This window comes from Pseudoalteromonas sp. Isolate6, assembly GCF_022398435.1.
GTDB lineage: Bacteria > Pseudomonadota > Gammaproteobacteria > Enterobacterales > Alteromonadaceae > Pseudoalteromonas > Pseudoalteromonas galatheae.
The window spans coordinates 1-23,765 of sequence record NZ_JAKEVK010000013.1 but is presented as its reverse complement, the minus strand read 5'-3'; the positions used below and the strand labels follow the sequence as shown (position 1 = coordinate 23,765).

Here is a 23,765-nt window from a genome sequence, read left to right as displayed (position 1 = left end):
CAACCAAACAAATATGCTCTTGCCAATCCGCTAGCTTTTCGAGATATCAGATTTAAATCAACCAAACGTGAAACTTGAACAACAGAGTCAGCCATTAAAGGCCGGAACAAATTCCTTGTTTGTATCTCTGGTTTATGCCGTCAACTTTTACCACACGGTGATTTATCTAATCACAATAAAAAATAGCGATAAGCCTACTGCAGCAATCCAAGCAACTCTCCCCATATCCGTTCAATATCCCCCAGATCGGAAGTAAGTATAAGTTCTCTGATATGCAAGCAAATTTCCCCGAAAAAATTACCGATAGGGGCATACAACAACTTTTTGGGGTGGGAACAAATTGTCCAAAAACATATTTTTTGGGCAAGAAAATTTCATGACAAATAACACTCGCAGTTACTAAGGCTCAAAGACCAACCGCGATCGTGCTTCATAACCGGAGAATAATAGTGAAAACAACAATTGATACGCCAGTCCGGCCGAAGGCTGAGCAAGACCTCTATATTGAAGAGAATATTTGGCAGCAACAAAGTCTCGGTTCCCTTGTCGCCGATTGGCGGTCTCAATTTTCAGATAACGTCGCCCTGATAGAAGATGAAACGGAACTCACATACGCTCAGTTTGAGCAACGCGTGATAACGCGCAGCGCTGGGTTTCGCAATATAGGCTTAAAAGCGGGCGACCACGTTATGATGCAACTGCCCAATTCTCTCGATTTTATAATTAGTTGCTTCGCACTGTTCCAATTAGGTGTCATTCCAATTTTGGCCATGCCTGCGCAGCGAGAGTCCGATATTGCAGCGTTGTGTGAGCTCAGTAACCCTGTGGCATACATAGTACCAAGCAGTTATTTGGGGCACGACTATATTGCTATGGCCCAACGTATTGTGTCCGCATGTTCAAGTATTGAGCATATCTTGGTCGCGAGTGATACACCAACCTCCACTCCATATACATCCCTTTCTCAGTTAGACAGTACCGAGTACATGCAGGTTTCTAATATCGATCCAACATCCACAGCTCTCATGTTGCTTTCTGGTGGCACCACAGGTACACCTAAACTTATTCCACGCAGCCACAATGATTATTACTTCAATGCCAAGGCTTCTGCCGAGCTATGTCAATTTAATGAGCAAACCACTTATTTAGCGGTTTTACCAATCGCCCATAATTTCCCTTTAGCATGCCCCGGGATCATTGGCACACTTTGTCAGGGTGGAACGGTGGTGCTATGTCCAACGCCTGGGCCAGACGAAGCGTTTCCACTTATAGAACAACACAAAGTTACTCACACCGCTTTGGTACCCGCTTTAACAAAACTATGGCTTGAGGCTAAACAATGGGATGACACCGATATAAGTAGCCTGCAACTGCTACAAGTGGGTGGTGCTAAGTTCACCGCCGAGCAAGCGATACAAGTGCCCGATGTACTTGGTTGTCAACTACAACAGGTGTTTGGTATGGCCGAGGGGTTACTGTGCTTCACCCGCTTGGATGACCCGTTAAATGAAGTGGTGCATACCCAAGGCCGCCCACTTTGTGACTTTGATAAAGTACGCATTGTTGACGAACAAGATAACCCCGTAGCGCAAGGTGACGTTGGTGAGCTACAAACCAAAGGTCCTTATACCATCGCAGGTTACTACAAAGCACAAGCACATAACCAAACAGCCTTTACCACCGATGGCTTTTACCGTACGGGTGATTTAGTGCGTGTGAACCAAGCTGGTAACCTAATTGTTGAAGGGCGGATCAAAGAACAGATTAACCGAGCAGGAGAAAAAATCGCTGTCGCAGAAATAGAACAACGACTGCTCTCCCACCCCTATATTGATGAAGCCATATTAGTACCCGTACCAGACGCATATCTTGGCGAACGTAGTTGTGCCTGCATTATTTCTAGTCAGCCCGTTTCCCTCAGTGAGGTCTATCAGCTGTTGCAAGAACAGCAAGTTGCACGCTTCAAATATCCAGATCAAATCATTTCACTCAGTTTTTGGCCACTCACCGCGATAGGAAAGATCAATAAAAAAGCACTGATAAAACGTGCTGAAGATGAGTATGTAGAGCCCAATATGAACCAATTAAAACCAATACCCTATATTGAAAAAACCATCTCTGTCCAGTCAACTTCAATGCAGTTAGCACCGAGGATTTCTGAGCTCAGCAGCCATCCATTTAAAGCCATATACGAGTGTAAGTCTGCTTGGTCTGTTGGCCTTGGCAAAGTAGCTGAACTATATTCCAACGGCAGCGAAATAACCTTACAACAAGGTGAAAAAACAAAACAGTTTAATGGCAAACCTTTTCCTGAGCTAATGGCGCAAGCACTGCAAAGTATTCAATTCGAAAACTGGCGGTTATATGGCGTAGCCAAGTTTGAACTAGCTAGCGTATTTCACGGTATTCAAACACGCACTGAGCATGAAAAGTCTTTACAATTATTTGTGCCAGAATTAGAGGTACGCCTTGAAGCAAATAAAGCGATACTGCGCGCGTTAACTGAGGCTGACCTCAAAGCGCTTGAAACATTAGTTTTAAAAGCAGATACATCATGCGTACAAACGGAAAGTGCGGCTGCACTTAAGCCTCTACAAACACCACAGATCAACACGCAATATAAAGATGAATACAAAACATCGGTTGCTAAAGCCATCGAAGAAATTTGCAACAGGCAATATCAAAAAGTGATCTTGTCTCGCCGTATTCATGTGCCAGACAGCATTTGTTTGAATAAGAGCTTCCGCTACGGCCGTTTACATAATTCGCCTGCACGCTCATTCCTCTACCAGTTAAACGACTTTTCAATTGCAGGTTTCAGCCCAGAAACCCTACTTGAAGCCAGCAACAAGGGATATATCAGCACACAACCCCTAGCTGGTACTCGCTCACTTGGTAACTCGCCACAAGAAGAGCAGCAGCTACGAGAAGAACTTCTTAACGATACTAAAGAAATAGCGGAGCACGCTGTATCAGTAAAATTAGCCCAAGAAGAATTGGAGCAAATATGTGAACCCAGTTCAATTGCGGTAAGTGAATTTATGGCTGTGCGCCGTCGCGGCAGTGTACAACATCTAGCCTCTCGCGTTTGTGGTCAACTAAGTAATGGTAAAAACCCATGGCATGCATTTCAAGCGCTTTTCCCAGCAGTTACGGCGTCAGGGATCCCAAAACGCGAAGCCATAGAAGCCATATTGCGCCTTGAACCAAATAGCAGAGATTGGTACAGCGGCTGTGTAATGATTGTAGATAATGACGGGTTTATGGACTCAGCTTTGGTACTGCGTTCAATTTATCGCGCCAATAACCTTACATGGCTGCAAGCTGGCGCTGGTGTCATTGACCAATCTAAGCCTGAGCGTGAATTGACAGAAACCATCGAAAAACTCAGTTGCATCGCCAACTACCTAATTGATGAAAAAACGTTAGAAGAGGCGCAGAGCTAACACATGACACAGGTAAAGATCCCCCTAAATAAGAAACAGCTGTTAAAACATGTACAAGCGTTTGTGAAAACACCGCTTGAAGACAAGCTAGATGCCAACCTTATTGAGCTTGGCTTAGACTCAATGCATATGATGCGTTTGGTCAACCAGTGGCGAAAACAAGGCGCAAAAGTAACCTTCTCAAAACTGATTGAACAACCAGTTCTTAGCGACTGGATAACACTTTTATGCATGCAAACAGATACTGATGTCGAAGTTATTGGAGCCCCTAAACTACCCGATATAGACCCCTACGCAGAGTTTGAGCTTACTGACGTGCAATATGCCTATTGGATTGGTCGCCAAGATGAGCAAGAGCTGGGTGGCGTCGGTTGTCACGCCTATCTGGAGGTAGACAACAAAGATATCGATCCTTTAAGGCTCGAACAAGCATGGCATGCACTTTATCACTATCATCCCATGCTACGTGCACAGTTTACTGAGTCTGGTACCCAGCAAGTGCATTCACAGCTACCCACACCAGGGCTTGCAATTAACGACTTTAGGTCACTAACTCTTGATGAGGCAACTCAAGCGGTAGAGCAAATTCGCAGCCGCCTATCACATCGAAAATTAGGTATTGAGTATGGTCAAACCCTAGGGCTGGAATTGAGTTTACTCCCCGAAGGAAAATGTCGGATCCACTTTGATGTAGACCTACTGATCGCTGACGTACAGAGCTTAAATATCTTATTAAAAGATCTTGCCGTGCTTTATCATGGCGGTACACTCAACACTGATCCAAACTGGAGCTTCGCAAAGTACTTAGCGTTTGAAAATGCGCAAAATAAAGATAAGTTTGAAGCAGACAAAGCTTATTGGCAAACGCGTTTAGCAACCCTCCCCTCTGGTCCACAGCTTCCCCTTCGTTGCGACCCTCGAACCATCACTCGACCAACATTTTCTCGCCGTTTGCACACCTTGAGCCAAAACCAGTGGAAGACGCTTAAAAATACCGCACAACAGTATCAAGTGACACCCGCTATGTTGCTCGTTACTAGTTATGCGTACGTACTTGCCAAATTTAGTGGCGAGAAGAAATTCACGCTGAACTTACCACTTTTTGATCGCAAAACTCAGCACCCAGGTATTGAAAACGTAGTCGCAGACTTCACCAATCTATTGCTTTTAGATTGTGATTTTAGTGAAGAAAAAGGTTTTATTGATCATGCGAAAACAATACAAAGCCAATTTCACCAAAACGTCGCACACTGTGATTATTCCGCAGTTCAAATCCAACGCGATTTAGTAAAACACGGTTATGCACAGGGTGTAAGCGCACCTATCGTATTTGCCTGTAACTTAGGCACCCCACTTCTGTCGCAACAAGACACGGTATTGGGTCAATTTAACTACATGATCTCGCAAACACCACAAGTTTGGTTAGACCATCAAGTGTATGAAGTCGATGAAGGTTTGATGCTAGCATGGGATGCTGTGGATGAGATTTTCCCAGAGTTGCTGATTGATACCATGTTTGCAAGCTATGTTGCATTACTTGAAAACCTAGCGACAAATAGCAGTGCATGGCACGCATCACATCTTATTGACCTGCCAGAGTATCAGCAAATCCAACGCAAAGCAGCGAATAACACCGGTGCACCTTATACCCCACATACATTGCATGAAGCATTTTTTAGAGGTGCTCAGGTACACCCTGATAAGACTGCGTTAATATTCAACACCGAACGGTTAAGCTATCGTACCGTCGCTGAAAAAGCGCTACGTATAGCCGCTTATTTGAAGCAACAAGGGCTGAAGGGTGCAGAACCTGTAGCCGTAACATTACCCAGAAGCGCTGAGCAGATCATGGCGATACTTGGAGTACTGGCAGCCGGAGGCTGTTATGTGCCTATAGGACCTCACCAGCCTCAATCACGGCGAGAAAAGATCCATCGAACCGCAGAGGTCAAGCTAGCAATTGCTATTGGTGACGATCCAGAACATGACCCAGCAGTAAAATGTATTGATATTCAACAAGCGCTTTTAGCTGAGCCACTAGAATCAGCTGTTATCACAGACCCTGCAAATCCCGCCTATATCATATTCACCTCTGGCTCTACAGGTGAACCCAAAGGGGTTGAAATGAGTCATCAGGCCACTGCTAATACCATTTATCAGCTCAATAAAGACTACCAAATTGACCAAGATAGCTGTGTGCTCGGGGTTTCAGCGCTTGATTTTGACCTTTCTGTATATGATATTTTTGGTTTGTTAAGTGTTGGCGGGCAACTAGTCGTTATTGATGAGCAGCAACGCCGTGATGCACAAGCATGGCTTGAGCTGGTACACCAACACAAGGTAACTATTTGGAACTCTGTTCCGATATTACTAGATATGCTTTTGACCACAGCGGAACAAGATAGCCGTCAGCTGCACTTTGAGCAGGTGATGTTATCTGGTGATTGGATAGGCTTGGACCTTCCTCCTCGGCTACAACATATCAGCGCCACCAATCCACCTATTATTGCAATGGGTGGCGCAACAGAAGCAGCGATTTGGTCAAACCGTTGTGAGGTTCGCTCACCACTGCCACTGCATTGGCACTCAATCCCATACGGTAAACCTCTACCAAACCAAAAGTATCGCGTTGTTGATAAACACGGGCAAGATTGCCCAGACTGGGTTCCTGGTGAGCTGTGGATTGGCGGTATTGGTCTAGCAACTTGTTATCGTGGTGATAGCACACAAACGGCAGCACGCTTCGTTGAGCAACATGGCGAGCGTTGGTATCGCACTGGCGACCAAGGCCGTTACTGGCCTGATGGCAACCTAGAGTTTTTAGGACGCATCGATCATCAAGTCAAAATACGCGGGCATCGTATTGAGTTGGGTGAAATTGATACAGCCCTTGCCAATATTAATGGTGTTCAGCGTGCCGTAACCGTGACGATTGGCGAGCCCAAAAGCCTAGCGAGTGTTGTAGTCTTAGCTGCTCAAAGCACGTTAGATAGCGCCGCCATACAACGCCAATTACACAAGCTACTGCCAGATTATATGGTGCCAAGCCATATCGAATTTGCACTGCAGCTGCCACTCAGTAGCAATGGTAAAATAGACCGAAAGACACTAGTCGACCAGCTAGCTGCCAAGCAGCAGTGTGCGTTGAGTTTAACCGCGCCGCAAACAGACAATGAAAAATGCCTTGCCAATATATGGCGGTCTTTACTGGGGGTTGAGCAAATCGGTCAGCAAAGTCACTTCTTCGAGTTAGGTGGAGACAGCTTAATTGCGACTCAGCTTATTGCAAAACTTAAACAACAAGGTTTGGCATCTCCAAAACCACTACCTGACTTATTCTCATCTCCTCAATTAAGCGCCTACGCAGCGCGCTTAGAAAGCACCGAACCGGTAATAAAACTCGAAATAGTGCCAGATCTAGATAATCGTTTTGCGCCATTCCCGCTCACCGAGGTACAACGCGCTTATTGGATGGGCCAAACACCGGGATTACCGCTTAACTGCAGCACTTTGTATTTGCTAGAGTTGGAGGGAGAAAATGTCGATATTCAACGTATAGCAAAAGCTTGGGACCAACTGGTTGAGCACCATGAGATGCTGCGTGCAGTGATCACACCAGACGGTCAGCAACAACTGCTGTCTCATTTACCTGCGGTGTCTATTGCACAAGTGAGCTTGAAATCAGAAACCAATAATCACGCCAATGCCGCGAGGGATCATCTCCACCAATTTTGGCGTAGAATTTGTCAACAAGCGCTACAAAGCCACGACCAAAATGAGTCAACGACATTACCTAATCACCGTATTTGCGCCGTAAATTATGGTGCTAATAAGACCCGTTTAGGGATCATTTTTGATTACTTAACGCTCGATGGATTTAGTATTAAATTGCTGCTAGATCAGCTTGCAAGCCTTTATAACGATCCCGCTTATCACTTGCCAGAGATTAATGTTTCGTTTAGAGACTACGTGGTCCAAGTGCAACACAATGATGCGGAGCATTTAGCAGCACAAGCATACTGGCGAGAACAGATTAATACCTTACCACCTGCGCCACAGCTACCACTAGCACAAGACCCGCAAAGTATTACTAAGCCTGAATTTGTGCGCCGCGAAGCACAACTCGATACAGGTACTTGGCAAGCACTTAAGAATAAAGCGAGATCCTATGGCATTACCCCTTCAGTACTACTATTAACGGCCTACAGCAATGTCCTGAGGCGCTGGAGCGAAGGTGATCACACGCTCAATTTAACCCTGTTTGATCGCCAAGATGTGCACGAGGATATCAATAAAGTGTTTGGTGACTTCACCACATTAACCCCAATTGCATTTCGTAAAAATATTGGTGACTCTTTACTGGTACAAGCACAGGAAGCGCAACTGCAAATTGCACAGGCTATTGAACACAAAGCAATTTCCTCTATTTGGATCCAGCGCGAGCAAGCTCGCCAAAGCACACTCACATCAGCAGCGCTACCTGTGGTGTTTACCAGTACCTTGGGCCTTGGCGGCGGCTTGTTTGAAAACTCAAACGGCGATTTCCCTAAGATTGTACCTGGAGGTTTATCACAAACACCGCAAGTTTGGCTTGACCATCAATTATACGAATTTGATGGTTCACTTATTCTATCTTGGGATGCGGTGGATGCACTTTTCCCAGCCGGTATGATTGATGACATGTTCAACAGCTATGTTGGTGCGCTTGAAAAGCTGTGTCATAGCAGCTGGGAAGAGGAGTTGTCCTTACCATTACCTGATGCACAAGCGCATACACGTCTCGCGGTAAATCACACCGAACGCCCACAAACACCACGTACTTTGCACCATGCTATTTTTGCGCACGCACAGCAAAACCCCGGCGACACGGCACTGGTATTTGAAAACTCGCATGTCAGTTATGCACAGCTATGTGAGCAAGCGCTCTGTATTGCAGCGCTATTGCAGCAGCATCAGCTCGAACCAGCAGAACCAGTTGCAGTCACTTTGCCACGTGGCATAAATCAAATTGCAGCTATATTGGGAGTTATGGCTGCGGGCGGTTGTTACGTGCCAATCGGGATCCATCAGCCTGCGAGTCGTCAGGCAAAAATACATCGTATAGCAGGGATCCGATTAGTGCTTACTAACAGTGATCACTTAGAAGTCGAATCCATCGAGTCAGTGATAAGGTTGGACGTCGCTACAGCAAGTACACCACAAGCTAAGCCTATAGGAGTGTCACCAGAACAACACGCATACATTATTTTTACCTCGGGCTCGACCGGTGAACCAAAAGGGGTGGAAATGTGCCATCAGGCAACCGCAAACACCATAGATCAACTCAATCAACTCTATAAAATTGATCAACGTAGTTGCGTACTAGCGGTGTCTGCAGTGGATTTCGACTTGTCGGTATACGATATCTTTGGCTTACTCAGTGTAGGGGGGCAAGTTGTGTTGCTCAGTGATGAGAACCGCCGCGATGCCAGCGAATGGTTACAGCTCGTGCACCAACATAATATCAATGTCTGGAACTCTGTACCCGTCCTGCTGGATATGTTGCTCATCGTTGCAGAGCAAGATGACAGACAATTGCCTTTCAAACAAGTGATGTTGTCAGGTGATTGGATTGGCCTAGATATTCCACCGCGTTTACAAGCCAAAAACAAAGCCGAAGTTCCACTTATCGCTATGGGTGGCGCAACAGAAGCAGCTATTTGGTCGAATTTCTGTGAGGTAAAGGGCGACATTCCAGCTCACTGGAACTCCATTCCTTACGGTAAACCACTACCGAACCAAACCTACCGTGTCGTCGATGCCTACGGACGCGACTGCCCAGATTGGGTTGCAGGTGAGCTTTGGATAGGTGGTGCAGGCCTTGCTAGTGCGTATCGGGGAGATCAAAAGCTCACTGCTGAGCGCTTTGTCAACCACGAAGGTACTCGTTGGTATCGTACCGGCGATAGAGGTAGATACTGGCCAGATGGCAACCTTGAGTTCTTAGGGCGTATAGATCACCAAGTGAAAGTACGCGGTCATCGTATTGAACTGGGTGAAATTGATACGGCTCTCGCCCGTATCGAAGGTATTTCTCGTGGAGTGGCATTGACCATTGGCGAGCCTAAAATGTTGGTTGCTGCACTAGTAATGGATGAAAGCACGGAACTGGATCTCGATGCAGTAAAAACAGAACTTGCTCTTTCTTTGCCAGATTATATGGTACCGAGTCACTTTTTAGCCTTAGCTGCACTGCCGCTAAGCGCTAATGGAAAGGTAGATAGAAAACAACTTGCTACCCAGTTTGACGACCAAATTAGCGTTGAAGTGGCTGTAACAGCGCCACAAACAGATAACGAACTTCAAGTTGCGCAGCTTTGGAAAGACTTACTGGGGGTTGCCAATGTTGGCCTAGAAAGCAGCTTTTTTGCACTCGGTGGCGATTCGCTCCTGGCGACCCAATTCCTGACTCAGCTCGCCCACCGTGGGTTGTCGACCAAGCAACCTTTACGCACTTTGTTTGCCAACCCAACGCTTGGTGCATTTGCAGCAACACTTGAGATGCATGAAGCCACACAGTGCAAGCAAATTGTAGCTAGACCCGAACATCAGTTTGAACCATTTGCACTGACTGAAGTACAAAGTGCTTATTGGTTAGGCCAAACCCCGGGCTTCCCGCTTAATTGCGGCACTCACTACTTACTCGAACTCGATAGTTTAACGCTTGATACTGAGCGAATGATGCTTGCATGGAAAAAGCTGTATGCACGCCATGACATGTTGCGCGCCCAGGTGAGCGATAGTAACCAACAGGTTGTGTTGCAGCAAAGCGGCATACCAAAATTGGATATCGATCCAATGACTTACACCTGTTTAGACCAAGCACGAACGCAAATTCACGCATGGTGGCAAACTAAAAATAGCCAACATTTACATGATGCGATAACGATTAAAGTCGCGAGATATCAAGCGGGTGAAAGTGAGCGTACGCGTCTTGCTTTGATGTTTAATTACATGACACTAGACGGCTATAGCATCATGCTGTTATTGCGCGAATTCGCTGCTTTATATCAAGCACCAGATATTGAGCTAACGCCACTTTCCTTAACCTTTAGAGACTATGTCACCCAAGTTCAACATAGCCAGCAAGCAATAGATGAAGCCCAAGCATACTGGCTAGAACGTTTGCCTACCTTGCCGGATGCGGCAGCACTACCACTGGCACAAGATCCACTGCAAATTGAACACAGCGAATTCTCTCGTCGCAGTGCAAGATTGCCAAAAGCCAAGTGGCAAGCCATTAAAAAAGCGGCTCGCTCACAAAATGTAACACCAAGTATTTTAGTGCTGAGTGCCTATGCGGAAATACTCAGTCAGTATAGTGGTGGCCATCCACATACCTTAAATTTGACCCTATTTGATCGTCAAAATGTACACCCAGAAGTTGGCAGTATTGTTGGTGATTTTACGTCTCTGGCCCCCCTTGCTTACCACCCTGACGAGCACATCACAATTGCTCAACATGCAAAGCAACTGCAAGAGCAACTTGCTGATGTACTTGATCACCGAGCAGTCTCATCTGTCTGGGTGCAAAGGGAGCGCAGCCGAACTATGGGGCGCACCGCAGCTGCATTGCCCATTGTCTTTACCAGTACATTAGGAATGGCCGACGACTTACTGGCAGACTCTTTCAATGAAGATTTACCACAATTTACCGATGGCGGATTGTCGGCAACTCCACAGGTTTGGCTAGATCATCAAATGTATGAATTCAAAGGCGAGCTAATTCTATCTTGGGATGCCGTCGATGCACTGTTTCCAGCTGAGTTGCTAGACAATATGTTTAGCCGTTTCTTAACATTACTGGACGAAGTATCCATTTCAGCGGATACAGCATTTAGCCACGCATTACCCAAATCTCAACAGTTGGTGCGAGACCGAGTAAACAGCACCTACGCTGAACAAACGCCTCGTACTTTACATCAGGCGATGTTTGACTATGCCCGTCAACACCCCGATACCGTTGCGCTGATCGCTGATGAGCAAATAGTAACCTATGGCCAATTGGCAGACAAAGCACTGCGTATCGCCCACTTACTTACTCAACAAGGATTATCGCTGAGTGAAGCGGTGGCAGTGAGCTTGCCAAGGGGGGTAGATCAGGTTGCTGCCGTATTTGGCATTATGGCCGCCGGAGGCTGCTATGTGCCAATTGGTATTCATCAACCCACCAGCCGTCAAGCGAAAATTCATCGCACTGCGGGGATCCGTTGGGTACTTACGAACGAAGCACACATCAACCAAGACGTTGAGCAGGGTGTCACTCGTCTCAATGTGGCGGATGCAGAGGGCTTTACGCCGCTGGCAACCCCCTTGACAGTAGCAACAGATGCACCCGCATATGTGATCTTTACCTCAGGTTCTACCGGTGAACCCAAAGGGGTCGAAATGTGTCATCAAGCGACTGCAAATACCATTGACCAGCTTAATCGCCACTATGCTATCAACAGTAATAGCCGTGTACTTGCTGTTTCTGCATTAGATTTTGATCTCTCGGTATACGATCTATTTGGCTTGTTGAGCGTTGGTGGCAGTGTTGTATTACTCAATGAGGCGAGCCGCAGAGACGCAGCTACGTGGCTTGAACTAGTGCATCAACATCATGTCACTACTTGGAACTCAGTGCCGATATTGCTCGACATGCTACTGGTCGTCGCTGAAAACGATGCACGCCCACTACCATTTTCGCAAGTGATGCTATCGGGTGATTGGATTGGCCTAGATTTACCGCCAAGATTACAAGCCAAGACTCACTCACAGATCCCATTAATTGCCATGGGTGGTGCCACTGAAGCAGCCATTTGGTCAAACAGCTGTGAGGTAAAAGGTGAGCTGCCAGAACATTGGTCATCTATTCCATACGGTAAACCGCTCCCGAACCAAACATATCGTGTAGTAGACCCATGTGGCCGTGATTGTCCAGATTGGGTTGCAGGTGAACTATGGATCGGAGGCGTGGGCCTTGCCACTGCCTATCGAGGAGATAAAAAATTAACGGATCAGCGCTTTGTGATGGCCGATGGTAAGCGTTGGTACCGCACTGGTGACCGTGGTCGTTACTGGCCGGATGGCAACCTCGAGTTTTTAGGCCGAATTGATCACCAAGTTAAGGTGCGCGGACATCGCATTGAGCTCGGTGAAATCGACGCCGCCTTGGCTCAGGTTAAAGGCTTAAGTCGCGGTGTTGCACTAACAATTGGTGAGCCGAAAAAGCTCGTTGCCGCCTTTGTTAAGGAAGCCCAAGCTACGTTAGATACACAGGTAATTACTGCACAACTGGAACAGCAACTTCCAGAATACATGGTGCCCAGCCATTTAGTAGAACTTGAGACATTACCGCTAAGCGCCAACGGTAAAATTGACCGAAAGCAATTGCTCAATGAATTTATGGCATTGGAGCTAATGCAAGCTGAGTTCGAGGCGCCTGAAGGTGAGCTTGAAGAACAACTTGCAAAAATCTGGCAATCACTTTTAAAGCGCCCTCAGCTCTCTCGTCACGACGACTTTTTTGCCATCGGTGGTGATAGCTTAAGCGCAACACAGCTTATCCAAACACTGCAACAACAACACATTATTCCAACATCTGTGTCACTTACAGCACTATTTAGCGCCCCAAGTATTGCCAGCTTCGCTGCTGCTATAACTCAAGCTTGGCGTGATCTAGGCGACACAACCTGTGATACCGATGAACTATTTGAAGAGGGTACAATATGACCATCGCCAGTATTATCGCTGACTTTGAAAGCCGCGGCGTTTACCTGTGGGCCGATCAAGGCAACTTAAAATTTAAGGCCCCTGCTGGAGTATTGACACCAGCACTAAAAACACAATTACAAGACAATAAGGCAGCGCTTATCGACTATTTAAGCGACCCTGTAATGGCAGCTATAGAGCCTAACTATGCAGACCGCTATCAGCCGTTTCCGCTAACCGATTTACAGGTTGCTTACTTAGTAGGCCGTAACAATGCCGTTGAGTATGGTGGTGTTGGCTGCCATAGTTACATTGAGTTGGACCTACCGAATATTGATGCAAAACGCCTGCAAACGGCTTGGCACAAGTTAGTTGAGCGCCACGATATGCTGCGCGCTATTATCAACCTTGATGGTACTCAACAAATTATCGCACAGGTTACGCCAAAAGCGATCCGCGTGCATGAGTTTGCAGCGCTTGACCAGCAAACTCGTCAGCAAAAACTATTAGACCTGCGTGAACAGTTGGCTCACCGCCACTATCAACCGGATAAATGGCCACAATATGATTTACACCTTAGCCAAACCGGTGAAGGGTCAATTCTACATTTTTCTATCGACTTACTTATCGCCGATTTTGCTAGCATTCAAATTATGCTCGCCGAACTCGGTGAATTATATAACCATCCAGAGCGTGCTCTTGCGCCTTTGGGGATTTCGTACCGAGATATTGTCATTGCACGCAAAGCCTTGTTAGAGCACCCTAAAACAGCACAGCGCTATGAACAGCACAAAGCCTATTGGCTAGAGCGCATTAAAACGCTACCAGCCCCGCCCGAGCTACCGAGAGCAAAAAGTACGGGCAACGAGGAAAACGTCGCGTTTTCTCGCTTGAATTTTAAGTTAGATCCCACCCTTTGGCAGCGCCTTGGCGAGCGAGCAGCAAGACACAAACTAACACCTTCTAGCCTTGTATTAGCCGCATTTACAGAAGTAATTGGACGCTGGTCTCGCCATCCTAATTTTTGTTTAAACCTCACTATGTTGAATCGCGCCAATGTGCACCCAGATGTCCGTGGCGTGGTTGGCGACTTTATCGCAGTAAACGTGCTAGGGGTATCGCCAGATCCGCAAGCGGGTTTCGCCAAGCGGGCAAGTCAGTTACAGCAACAACTTTGGCGTGATTTGGAACACAGTGACTTTACTGGCGTTGAAGTATTACGAGCTATGAACCAAATACAGCAAAGCAATACCATAGTACCAATTGTCTATACTAGCACCCTTGGTTTATCAGGTGATGAGTTAGACAGCAACCAATTTATGCATGATGCACAGTTGCGTTACGGAATTACTCAAACGCCGCAAGTCTGGCTTGATTGTCAAGCAACGGAGCGCAATGGAGAGCTGATCGTAGATTGGGATATCCGTCAAGGGATTTTCCAAGCCGGTGTGATTGAGCAAGCACATCAAGCATTTTGTGAACTATTACACGAGCTGGCTAATAATGAAGCACTATGGCAGTCCACCAGCCCGGTGAGTTTACCAAAGCAAACGCAAGTACACATCACCGCGCTAAACGACACCAAAACAGAACAAGCTAGAGGATATTTGCACTCTGGATTTGCACGACATGTTCTAGATACCCCAGATCAAATTGCGGTGATCGACCAAAACGGCGAAATGAGTTACCAACAACTTGCACAGTTGGCACTTCAAATCAGGCTCACCTTTGTCGACTCGGTAAAACCGAACGACCATATTGCAATCGTATCAGACAAAAGCACACAACAAATTGCAGCAGTGTTTGCAGTATTGTTTGCCGATTGTGTGTATGTGCCTATTGAGGCAAAACACCCGCTTGCTCGCCAGCAATCAATCATCGCTAACTCAGGCGCCAAAATCGTACTCACAGAGTTGCAATATGCTAACCTAGACTTTGGCTCTGATGTCACTGTTATTGCATTTGATCAATTACTACCGGCTATTCCGCAGCAGGACCTTCAAGGTTTATTGGAAATATTCACGCAACGTCGACAGCAGCAAATTTTTGTCGAAGCGCCAGCTTATGTAATATACACCTCCGGTACGACAGGTCAGCCAAAAGGGGTGCAGCTATCGCACGGCGCAGCACTGAATACCGTGCTGGAAATTAATCGCCTGTATGATGTCAACCCGAAAGATAAAACCTTAGGACTGGTGAGCTACGGCTTTGATCTCTCAGTTTGGGATATCTTTGGCACTCTCTCAGCAGGGGCGACTCTGGTATTACCAGCTCAAGAGCTACGGGGAGATCCAAACCACTGGCATCAAGTGATCGCCAAGCACCAAGTCAGTCTGTGGAATTCGGTGCCTGCGCAAATGCAAATGCTGATGACCAGTTTGCCATGGGCGGAAGATCAGACGCTCAGTACACTTAGGCTGGCCATGCTTTCTGGCGATTGGATCCCTGTCCAACTTGCAAAGCAAGTAATCCAACAACTGCCTCATATTGACCTGAACAGCCAAGGTGGCCCTACAGAAACTGCGATTTGGTGTGTCCAGCACACTGTCAAAGACATCGCGGATGATGCTGCTTCAGTACCATATGGTAAGCCACTAGCGAACCACCAAATTCACATTTTAAATGACCGACTAGAGCCTTGCCCAACTTGGGTCACCGGCGAAATGTATATTGCAGGTGATGGTTTGGCATTAGGGTATTTAAACGATAAACAAAAAACTGCTGAGCTATTTATTAAACATCCACAAACAGGTGAAAGGCTTTATCGCTCTGGCGATTTAGGCTGCATTATGGATGACGGCATCATTGCCATTCAAGGGCGCGAAGATGGCCAAGTCAAAATCAATGGTCATCGTATTGAGTTGGGCGAAATAGAGTCAACTATTGCCGCACACCCAGCTGTAAAAGACGTCGCGGTGGTCAATCTATCTACTGATGGTAACTTAGCTGCGGCACTGGTTGTCAAAGAAGTAACCAATAGCGAAATCATCTTCAGTGAGTTGGGCACCTTACTTAATGACAAGTTGCCTAAATACATGTTACCGACGCATTTCTTTACCTTAGACACACTTCCTCTTAGTCAGAACAGTAAAGTTGATAGAAAACAGCTTAAAGTACAATTGACGCAATTACAGCAGCAACTGACAACACAATATGAAGCACCATTTGACAATCATGTTGAGCGAACTGTGGCGCAAATCTGGCGTGATTTACTCAACGTGACGGAGGTATCGCGCCACGATGATTTTTTCCAACTTGGTGGTACCAGCTTAAATGCCATCAACCTGCTAAGCGCATTTCTAGCAGCAGGCTTTGATGCAGATATTGACCTGATTTTCAATCACGCCGTATTCAGCGAAATGTCCGAAGCACTGGCAAAAGCAAATGAAGCAAAACAAGCATGGCTTGAGAGCATTGATTTAAACAGCATGGCTACTGAAGCACTCGAAGGCCTTGCTGATGCCCTACCGTATGATTCGAATTCCGAGCCAAAAACCCTATTATTGACTGGCAGCACGGGGTATTTGGGTAGCTATGTTTTGCGCGAAATATTGGATACTACGGATTATCGTATTCTATGCTTGATGCGCTGTGATGATATTCAGCATGGATTCTCGCGCTTGGAGCAGGCCGCAGCAGAAAAAGGCCTGCCTACAGCTATAGCTCACGAGCGTATTCAGATAATCAGCGGTACGATGTCCGAGCCTTACTTTGGTTTAAGCAATACAGACTATCAAGCTCTAAGTGCACAAGTGGATGTGATAGTTCACAATGCATCGATCATTAACCTCATGGATCCGCTTTCTGCTCTTTACCCAACCAACGTCGAAGGCGCCCGTGAAATTATCCGCTTAGCAAGCTCGCATCAAGTGAAGCCAGTGCATTATATTTCTACTATCGGAGTACACCACGCGTTACCAAGTGATGTACCTCAGCCTGTGGTAGAACATACCCAGGTGGTGCCATGGCGTGAAGTGGAGTTAACGTATGAGCAGTCAAAAATTATGGCTGAAACCTTATTTACTGAAGCGAGAAGACACGGCGTACCAGTCAATATTTTACGTCCCGGAACCATCACTTGGGCAACCACAGAAACACCCTTTATTAATGATGATGCATTCTTAAAATTTTATCGTGCTTGCTTGAATATTCACGCCTATCCTGCGTCCGAGCTGGCGGTAAACATTGTTCCCGTAGACTATGTGGCAACCTGCATCACGGCCATAGTGAAAGGTGCGACGGGCCAAAACAGTAACTTCCACCTAGTGTCAGACCAAAGTACCGATGTTGCACAGATCTATAATTGGTTTAACGAACTCGGTTGCGATATTCAACCACTTGATTTTATAACATGGAAAGACAAACTCAATGACAACTTTGTGCGCAGCTTTGTTGAGCTTTACTTCAAGCAAGGTATGGACTCAGGTGGTCACCACCAATACGCCACAGATAACCTAAAATCCATATTGGCCCAATTCAGTCTCCCAAACTTTGCGGTCAGCCGCGATTACCTAAAGCCACTTACACAGAAGTACAACAATGCTTAATACCACATACACCAACAACAGTGCGTGTTACCGCATTTTTAAAGCACGCCCCAATGCCTCTAAACGGTTAATCATTTTGCCTCATGCAGGGGGCAGTGCAAGCTACTTTCGTCAGTGGGCTAATATCGCCGACTCAGATTTAGAAGTCGTGGTTGTACAATACCCAGGTCGTGAAAACCGCATGGCTGAGCCTTTGATTTCGAACATGGATCGTTTGGTCAGCAACTTGGCCACAGGTCTTAAAGCAATACTCAACAAGCCTTATATCTTGTTTGGACATAGTATGGGCGGCGGTATCGCTTACGAACTTGCCATGCGCATTCAGGCCTATCGCTACCCGCCTCCAACTCAACTGGTGGTGTCTGCTGTTGAAGGGCCTAGTTGCCACCATGCGACCGAAGTACACAAAGCCCCTGATGAAGTCATGCTTAATGAGCTTAAACGTCTTAATGGTACGGAGGTTGATCTCAATGCCCTTCCAGAGCTGCTAGAAATGATGTTGCCGTTGCTGCGCAATGATTACCAGTTAATTGAGACTTATAAACCAAACCTCAATGCACCAAAATTGCAATACCCAATCACCGTGATGCTCGGGTCAACTGATACCGAACTCACCTATGAAGAAGCCCAAGCTTGGCAACAAGTGAGTAGTCAGCCCATCAATATTAAGGTCTACGAAGGTGGCCATTTCTACTTAGCCACTCATGTCGAGGCTATTTTGACCCATTTGGGCACGCTGTTCCCAGTGCAAAAAACATGGTTGTGTGCTCCTTAGTAACCAATCCCCCTTGAGGGTAAAGTTTGTTCAAACTAGGAGCTGCCCCCCAGCTCCTTCTTCCAGCGCTGTTAAAAATTATCTCTTTTGGGGATTACAAATCCGATTTGGGTAGTGCTGGGTTTTTAAGCATTGCAAAATGTACCTATTAAACCAACTCAATTATTCGCAAGGAAACGCTAATGCGTCGCTTCATATTGCTATTTTGTGCATGTTTATCAACATTATCGTCTCTCAGCGTTAATGCTCAGTTTCCTGTCGTAGTGAAAGATGACCGCGACAAACTTGTTACTATTAACACTTCACCCAAAAAGGTTGCCGCTGTCTCAGTATTTGGTGCTGATTTACTCAGTGCTCTAGGTATGCAGGCTGTAGCGATCTCAACACTCAATCATCAGATGTCACCCTACCTCGGTGAGCAAACTAAACATATGCTAGATCTTGGTGAAATTCATGAGACGAACTTGGAAGTGTTGACTGCGCTAAAACCCGATCTCACCATCGGACTGCGTACCTACACCGAACCATTTGAAGCCAAATTTGAGGAGATCAGTCCCTTTTTAGCTTATGACTTGGTCACCAAATCCGACTCAGATCGGGCAATAATCTCTGCGGCTAAAGCGCTGGGCAAGGAAGCAGAAGGTGCTGAATTAAATCGAGTATTTGCAGAGCAGCTCAAGCATTTTGCAGCTGCACCTCTAAAAGCACAATCTGTGGTGTTTTTGTGGCATTGGTCAGATGTACCTTATGCATTTTACGACCATCACTTTACCGTTGAAATGATGGCGACTCTCAAAGGTAAAAATAGCGTCGGCACCTCTCCACAGCCGGACTTAAAAAAGCTTGATTCCGCCCCGATTTCGATGGAGTCGTTATTAAAGCTTAACCCTGATGTAATTATTTCCTTCAAAGGCGAACCTGGGCCCTTTAAATCACATCCAGTTTGGAAGCAACTCAAAGCCGTTACCAATGGCCGCGCCTACCGAGTTGCAGACCATTACGTGATGCCCCATGGCCCAATTGCAAGAAAGCTCATCTTACAAGAATTAGCGCACCTATTGCACCCTGAGCAATTTGCCCCCCCAAGCGATCTGGCCAATAAAGCACGGGCCACACCAATGCAATTTGGTCATTTATAGCAGGTAATGTAAGCACGCTATGATTTACTTAGAAAGACTTCGCGTCGCTACAACACCCACTGGCTTATTTCTATTCGGTGTGTGTATGTTACTACTCAGTCTACTGCTGTCTTTAACAATCGGCGACTATCAGCTCACATTACAGGAAGTTTGGTCAGTACTTATTGACCCATCAAAGTCACAGGCTAGTTTTGTCGTTTGGGAGCTGAGACTACCTCGTTTAACATTGGCCATCATTGCAGGTATAACACTTGGCATAGCAGGAGCCATTATTCAGGCAGTAACACAAAATGAGCTCGCATCCCCAAGCCTCGTTGGCGTCTCCTCTGGTGCCGCATTGGCTATTGTACTGGTTCTCACTTTTACCGGTTTAAGTACCTACTTCCAATTTATAGCGGGTATATTTGGCGGTGCTTTGGCGATGTCAGTCACATTATGGCTTTCTTGGAAACAGAAACTAGAGCCTGTGAATCTTATTCTATCTGGTTTATGCGTTTCTCTGTTTTGCGCCGCCGCAACAACTTTGCTACTAATCTCGGTAAGCACTGACACTAGAGGGTTGTTTTATTGGTTGCTTGGCAGCGTTGCAAATCGCACTTGGCAGCATGTGTCGTTATTGGCTCCTATCGCATTACTCGGTGTTATTTTATGTGCACTGTTAGCCCGCCCGCTCACCATTTTACAACTCGATAGCGATGTCGTAAAAAGTATTGGGGGAAATGTAAAGCGCTGGCGTATTCAAACGCTCACTGTTGCCGTAGTGCTAACTTCTGCCACCGTAGCTGTTACAGGCCCCATCGCTTTTGTAGGGCTGGTTGCCCCTCACCTGTGCCGCACTTTACTGCCCAAGCACCTGGCTTATGAGTACCGCTATGTCTTATTTGGCAGCGCACTAAGCGGCGCTGTGCTTGTCAGTCTTTCCGACTTATTGGCAAATTATCAGGAGATCCCTGTGGGTATACTATGCGTGCTGTTTGGCGGACCAAGCTTAGTTTGGCTCATCCAATCTCGCTATCAGCAGGCGTCTATATGAATCGAACAATGACGATATACGCTTGCCGAGAAATTAAGCCTTGGCCTTTTTATGGTCTATTAACCTCACTCATCGCGCTACTTATTTGCTTATTTTTTACCGCGCTATGTATGGGGTCTGTGCCACTATCGATACTATCTGTTTGGCAGATACTGATTACCTCAATACCACAAAGTACTGATTCAAACATCCTATGGCAACTACGTTTACCTCGCTCACTGTTAGCCATGTTGGTTGGGATCCATTTCGCGCTGGCTGGACTAATTTTACAAGCCGTGATCCGCAATCCTCTTGCCGACCCAAGTATCTTAGGGGTCAATGGTGGCGCGAGTTTAGCCATCGTACTTTGCTTACTTGTGGTGGATTATATTCAACTTCATGTATTCGGCTTCAGTGATTTCATTTTTAACTTTGCTTGGCTTCCCGTTGTAGCATTGCTCGGTGGGGTGTTGGCCACTGCTTTGGTTTTGAAACTTAGTTGGCGACAGCAACTACAGCCGAATCAATTGGCACTTAACGGGGTCGCAATAGGCGCGGTGCTAAATGCTCTAGTTATGTGGGCCATTTTGGCATGGGGAGGAAATCGTACAGAAACCAGTTTGATTTGGTTAGCAGGTAGTCTGTATGGCAGAGACTTTAGCCACGTGTTTTTGCTTCTTCCTTGGACATTTATCGGCGTACTTGGTTGCTTCGCATTATTAAAGTACTTGTCGATACTGCAATTAGATAGCGATGCCGCACGAACCTTAGGGCTAAACGTCACTAGGTGGCGTTTAATCAGCTTATTGATAGCGGTGGCATTGGCGGCCAGCGCCACCGCAATCTCGGGCCCACTCGGATTCGTAGGTTTAATTGTACCCCATTTCGCCAAAGTGCTTCTTAACCGATTCGGCTTGGGTACCAGCCTCCCCCACCTGATGGCAGTCTGCATGTTAGCTGGAGCCTCGTTAACGCTGGCGGCAGATATTGCAAGCCGAACGCTCATCTCTCCTTTGGAGATCCCCACAGGCACGCTAACCACCTTGATGGGTATTCCCATCTTGCTGTTATTGATCCGCCGCCAAAATTAGGATTTATCATGTTAAATGCAGATCAAATAACCTTACATTACCAACATAGACCTGCGCTAAAAGACTTGTCTGTCTCCATCGCACGTCATCAGATCACCGCAATTGTCGGTCCTAATGGCAGTGGTAAGTCCACCTTACTTAAACTACTTGGCGGACTTATTCAACCACATCAAGGGACTATCTCTTTGGAGCAACAGCCGCTTCACCAATGGTCCCCTAAAACGCTAGCAAAAAAACTCGCATTACTTGGCCAAAGTCCACAAGCTCCAAGTGGTATGCTCGTTAAACAGCTTGTTGGCCATGGTCGGTTTCCCTATTTAGGAATGTTCAAGACATTATCGCAACAAGATCAGGATGCCATTACTTGGGCGCTCAAAAAGACCAAACTTGAAGCGTTGCAACATAAGCCGTTACAGCATTTATCTGGTGGTGAGCGTCAAAGAGCATGGTTAGCGATGGCCTTAGCACAGCAATCTGAAATTTTACTCTTAGACGAACCTACGACTTATCTAGACTTAGGTCATCAGTTTCAGCTTTTAGACTTACTCAAACAGCTACAAATTCATGAACACAAAACCATTGTGATGGTGCTACACGATATCAATCAAGCCAGTCAATTCAGTGACCGAATTATCGCTCTTAAAAATGGCTCGATAATAGCTGATGGCACACCGCAACAAGTCGTCACAGAGCCAATCATTAAACGGCTGTTCAATATTGATGTTGCAATTGTGTCTCAGTGCTATGGCCAGATAACTAAGCCGCTGTGCTTGCCAATTGGAACAGTGGATCAATTTACCTCTAACTCAGCGGCGCCACTGCGCAGTGCCCCAATCTAAAATCAACAACAGAAGCTAGTGAAATGGAATTAGAAATTCGTGACGTATCAAAAACGTATGCAAACGGTGTTCATGCACTAAAAGATATCAATTTAACCATAAACAAGGGTATGTTCGGCCTGCTTGGTCCCAACGGAGCTGGTAAAAGCAGCATTATGCGCACCATTGCCACCCTACAAACGCCCGACAGTGGCAAAATATATTTTGATGGACAAGATATCTTCGCAACCCCTGCTGAGTTTCGTCGCCAGCTGGGCTACTTGCCTCAGGATTTTGGTGTTTATGCTAATGCATCCGCCACCGATATGCTGGACTATTTCGCTCGTTTAAAGGGTATTCACAATGCCAAGGAACGAAAAAATAGAATTAATGAATTGTTGGAACTAGTTAACCTCACAGAGCATTGTCATAAGGCGGTAGATACATACTCAGGTGGTATGCGGCAGCGTTTTGGTATAGCACAAGTTTTATTGACCAACCCTAAGGTCATCATTGTTGATGAACCAACCGCGGGACTAGACCCTGCGGAGCGCAACCGCTTTTATAGTATTTTGCACCAACTCACTGACAGTGCCATCGTGATCCTCTCCACACATATTGTAGGAGACGTCACTAACCTTTGTGATGATATGGGGATCCTCAACCAAGGAACGCTACTTTCACGCGGCAAGCCCGATGAGCTCGTCGCCTCAATAAAGCACCAGATTTGGCACAAATCAGTATCAAGAAATGAGTTGAAAACACTACGAGACAATTACAAAGTGATTTCAACGCGCATCGTCAAAGGTAACATCCAAGCCACTATTCAAAGCGAAACCGCACCCACCGCAAGCTTTATTCAAAGCACAGCGGACCTAGAAGACTTTTACTTCAGCTACGTCCCTGAACTTGCGGTTTAAGGAGCATGTATGTTTTTCACAAGTTTTTTGTTTGAGTTAAAATATCGACTACGCTCCGTAGCCACATGGGGTTGTTTAATAGCCATGATTGCCATGGGCTACCGAGAAATGTTAGGCGGTGAGTGGGATGCACTGATGCAAAGTGGCAGGGTTGCACGCAACTCGCCATATGCAATCTACTACTTGTTTATGTACTACACATTTTGGGCTGCCACGGTGGGTAGCGCACTGGTAGTCCCAACATTACTCAGGGATCTTAATTCTAAAACTGCAGACTATTTATAT

The 23,765-nt window shown here is 46.3% G+C and carries 10 protein-coding genes; all 10 read left to right on the top strand.

Going from position 1 to position 23,765, the window contains the following annotated elements; all coding sequences use genetic code 11:
- Nucleotides 1-449 precede the first annotated feature (449 nt).
- Entirely contained in the window at nucleotides 450-3,446 is a 2,997-nt protein-coding gene (locus tag L1D50_RS23530) for a salicylate synthase (RefSeq protein ID WP_138523955.1), read from the top strand.
- Between the two features lie 3 nt (nucleotides 3,447-3,449).
- Nucleotides 3,450-13,199 (top strand): non-ribosomal peptide synthetase, encoded by a 9,750-nt coding sequence (locus L1D50_RS03235; RefSeq protein ID WP_239965509.1) that lies wholly within the window; start codon nucleotides 3,450-3,452, stop codon nucleotides 13,197-13,199.
- On the top strand, nucleotides 13,196-17,725 hold the full coding sequence (locus L1D50_RS03230) for a non-ribosomal peptide synthetase (RefSeq protein WP_239965508.1): 4,530 nt from the start codon (nucleotides 13,196-13,198) through the stop codon (nucleotides 17,723-17,725). The genes L1D50_RS03235 and L1D50_RS03230 overlap by 4 nt, the downstream gene beginning before the upstream one ends.
- Complete coding sequence (locus tag L1D50_RS03225) at nucleotides 17,718-18,500, top strand: alpha/beta fold hydrolase (RefSeq protein WP_239965507.1); 783 nt, start codon at nucleotides 17,718-17,720, stop codon at nucleotides 18,498-18,500. The genes L1D50_RS03230 and L1D50_RS03225 overlap by 8 nt, the downstream gene beginning before the upstream one ends.
- 182 nt (nucleotides 18,501-18,682) lie before the next feature.
- Nucleotides 18,683-19,639 carry an ABC transporter substrate-binding protein gene (locus tag L1D50_RS03220; RefSeq protein WP_239965506.1) on the top strand — a complete coding sequence of 319 codons (957 nt, stop codon included), beginning with the start codon at nucleotides 18,683-18,685 and terminating at the stop codon, nucleotides 19,637-19,639.
- Between the two features lie 85 nt (nucleotides 19,640-19,724).
- The gene (locus L1D50_RS03215; RefSeq protein ID WP_161568675.1) at nucleotides 19,725-20,672 is read left to right on the top strand and encodes an iron ABC transporter permease; all 948 of its coding nucleotides are present in this window, start codon (nucleotides 19,725-19,727) and stop codon (nucleotides 20,670-20,672) included.
- Nucleotides 20,669-21,742: an iron ABC transporter permease gene (locus L1D50_RS03210; RefSeq protein WP_239965505.1), complete on the top strand. Its 1,074-nt coding sequence runs from the start codon at nucleotides 20,669-20,671 to the stop codon at nucleotides 21,740-21,742. The genes L1D50_RS03215 and L1D50_RS03210 overlap by 4 nt, the downstream gene beginning before the upstream one ends.
- Before the next feature lie 8 nt (nucleotides 21,743-21,750).
- Entirely contained in the window at nucleotides 21,751-22,581 is an 831-nt protein-coding gene (locus L1D50_RS03205; RefSeq protein ID WP_239965504.1) for an ABC transporter ATP-binding protein, read from the top strand.
- 23 nt (nucleotides 22,582-22,604) lie between these two features.
- Entirely contained in the window at nucleotides 22,605-23,480 is an 876-nt protein-coding gene (locus L1D50_RS03200) for an ABC transporter ATP-binding protein (protein ID WP_239965503.1), read from the top strand.
- A gap of 9 nt (nucleotides 23,481-23,489) precedes the next feature.
- A partial coding sequence (locus L1D50_RS03195; protein WP_239965502.1) for a hypothetical protein occupies nucleotides 23,490-23,765 on the top strand: 276 nt, incomplete at its 3' end.

Excerpts from the sequence above, each read along its gene's own strand:
- L1D50_RS03235 (WP_239965509.1), top strand. The coding sequence starts at position 3,450 with ATGACACAGGTAAAGATCCCCCTAAATAAGAAACAGCTGTTAAAACAT.
- L1D50_RS03230 (WP_239965508.1), top strand. The coding sequence starts at position 13,196 with ATGACCATCGCCAGTATTATCGCTGACTTTGAAAGCCGCGGCGTTTAC.
- L1D50_RS03225 (WP_239965507.1), top strand. The coding sequence starts at position 17,718 with ATGCTTAATACCACATACACCAACAACAGTGCGTGTTACCGCATTTTT.
- L1D50_RS03220 (WP_239965506.1), top strand. The coding sequence starts at position 18,683 with ATGCGTCGCTTCATATTGCTATTTTGTGCATGTTTATCAACATTATCG.
- L1D50_RS03215 (WP_161568675.1), top strand. The coding sequence starts at position 19,725 with ATGTTACTACTCAGTCTACTGCTGTCTTTAACAATCGGCGACTATCAG.
- L1D50_RS03210 (WP_239965505.1), top strand. The coding sequence starts at position 20,669 with ATGAATCGAACAATGACGATATACGCTTGCCGAGAAATTAAGCCTTGG.
- L1D50_RS03205 (WP_239965504.1), top strand. The coding sequence starts at position 21,751 with ATGTTAAATGCAGATCAAATAACCTTACATTACCAACATAGACCTGCG.
- L1D50_RS03200 (WP_239965503.1), top strand. The coding sequence starts at position 22,605 with ATGGAATTAGAAATTCGTGACGTATCAAAAACGTATGCAAACGGTGTT.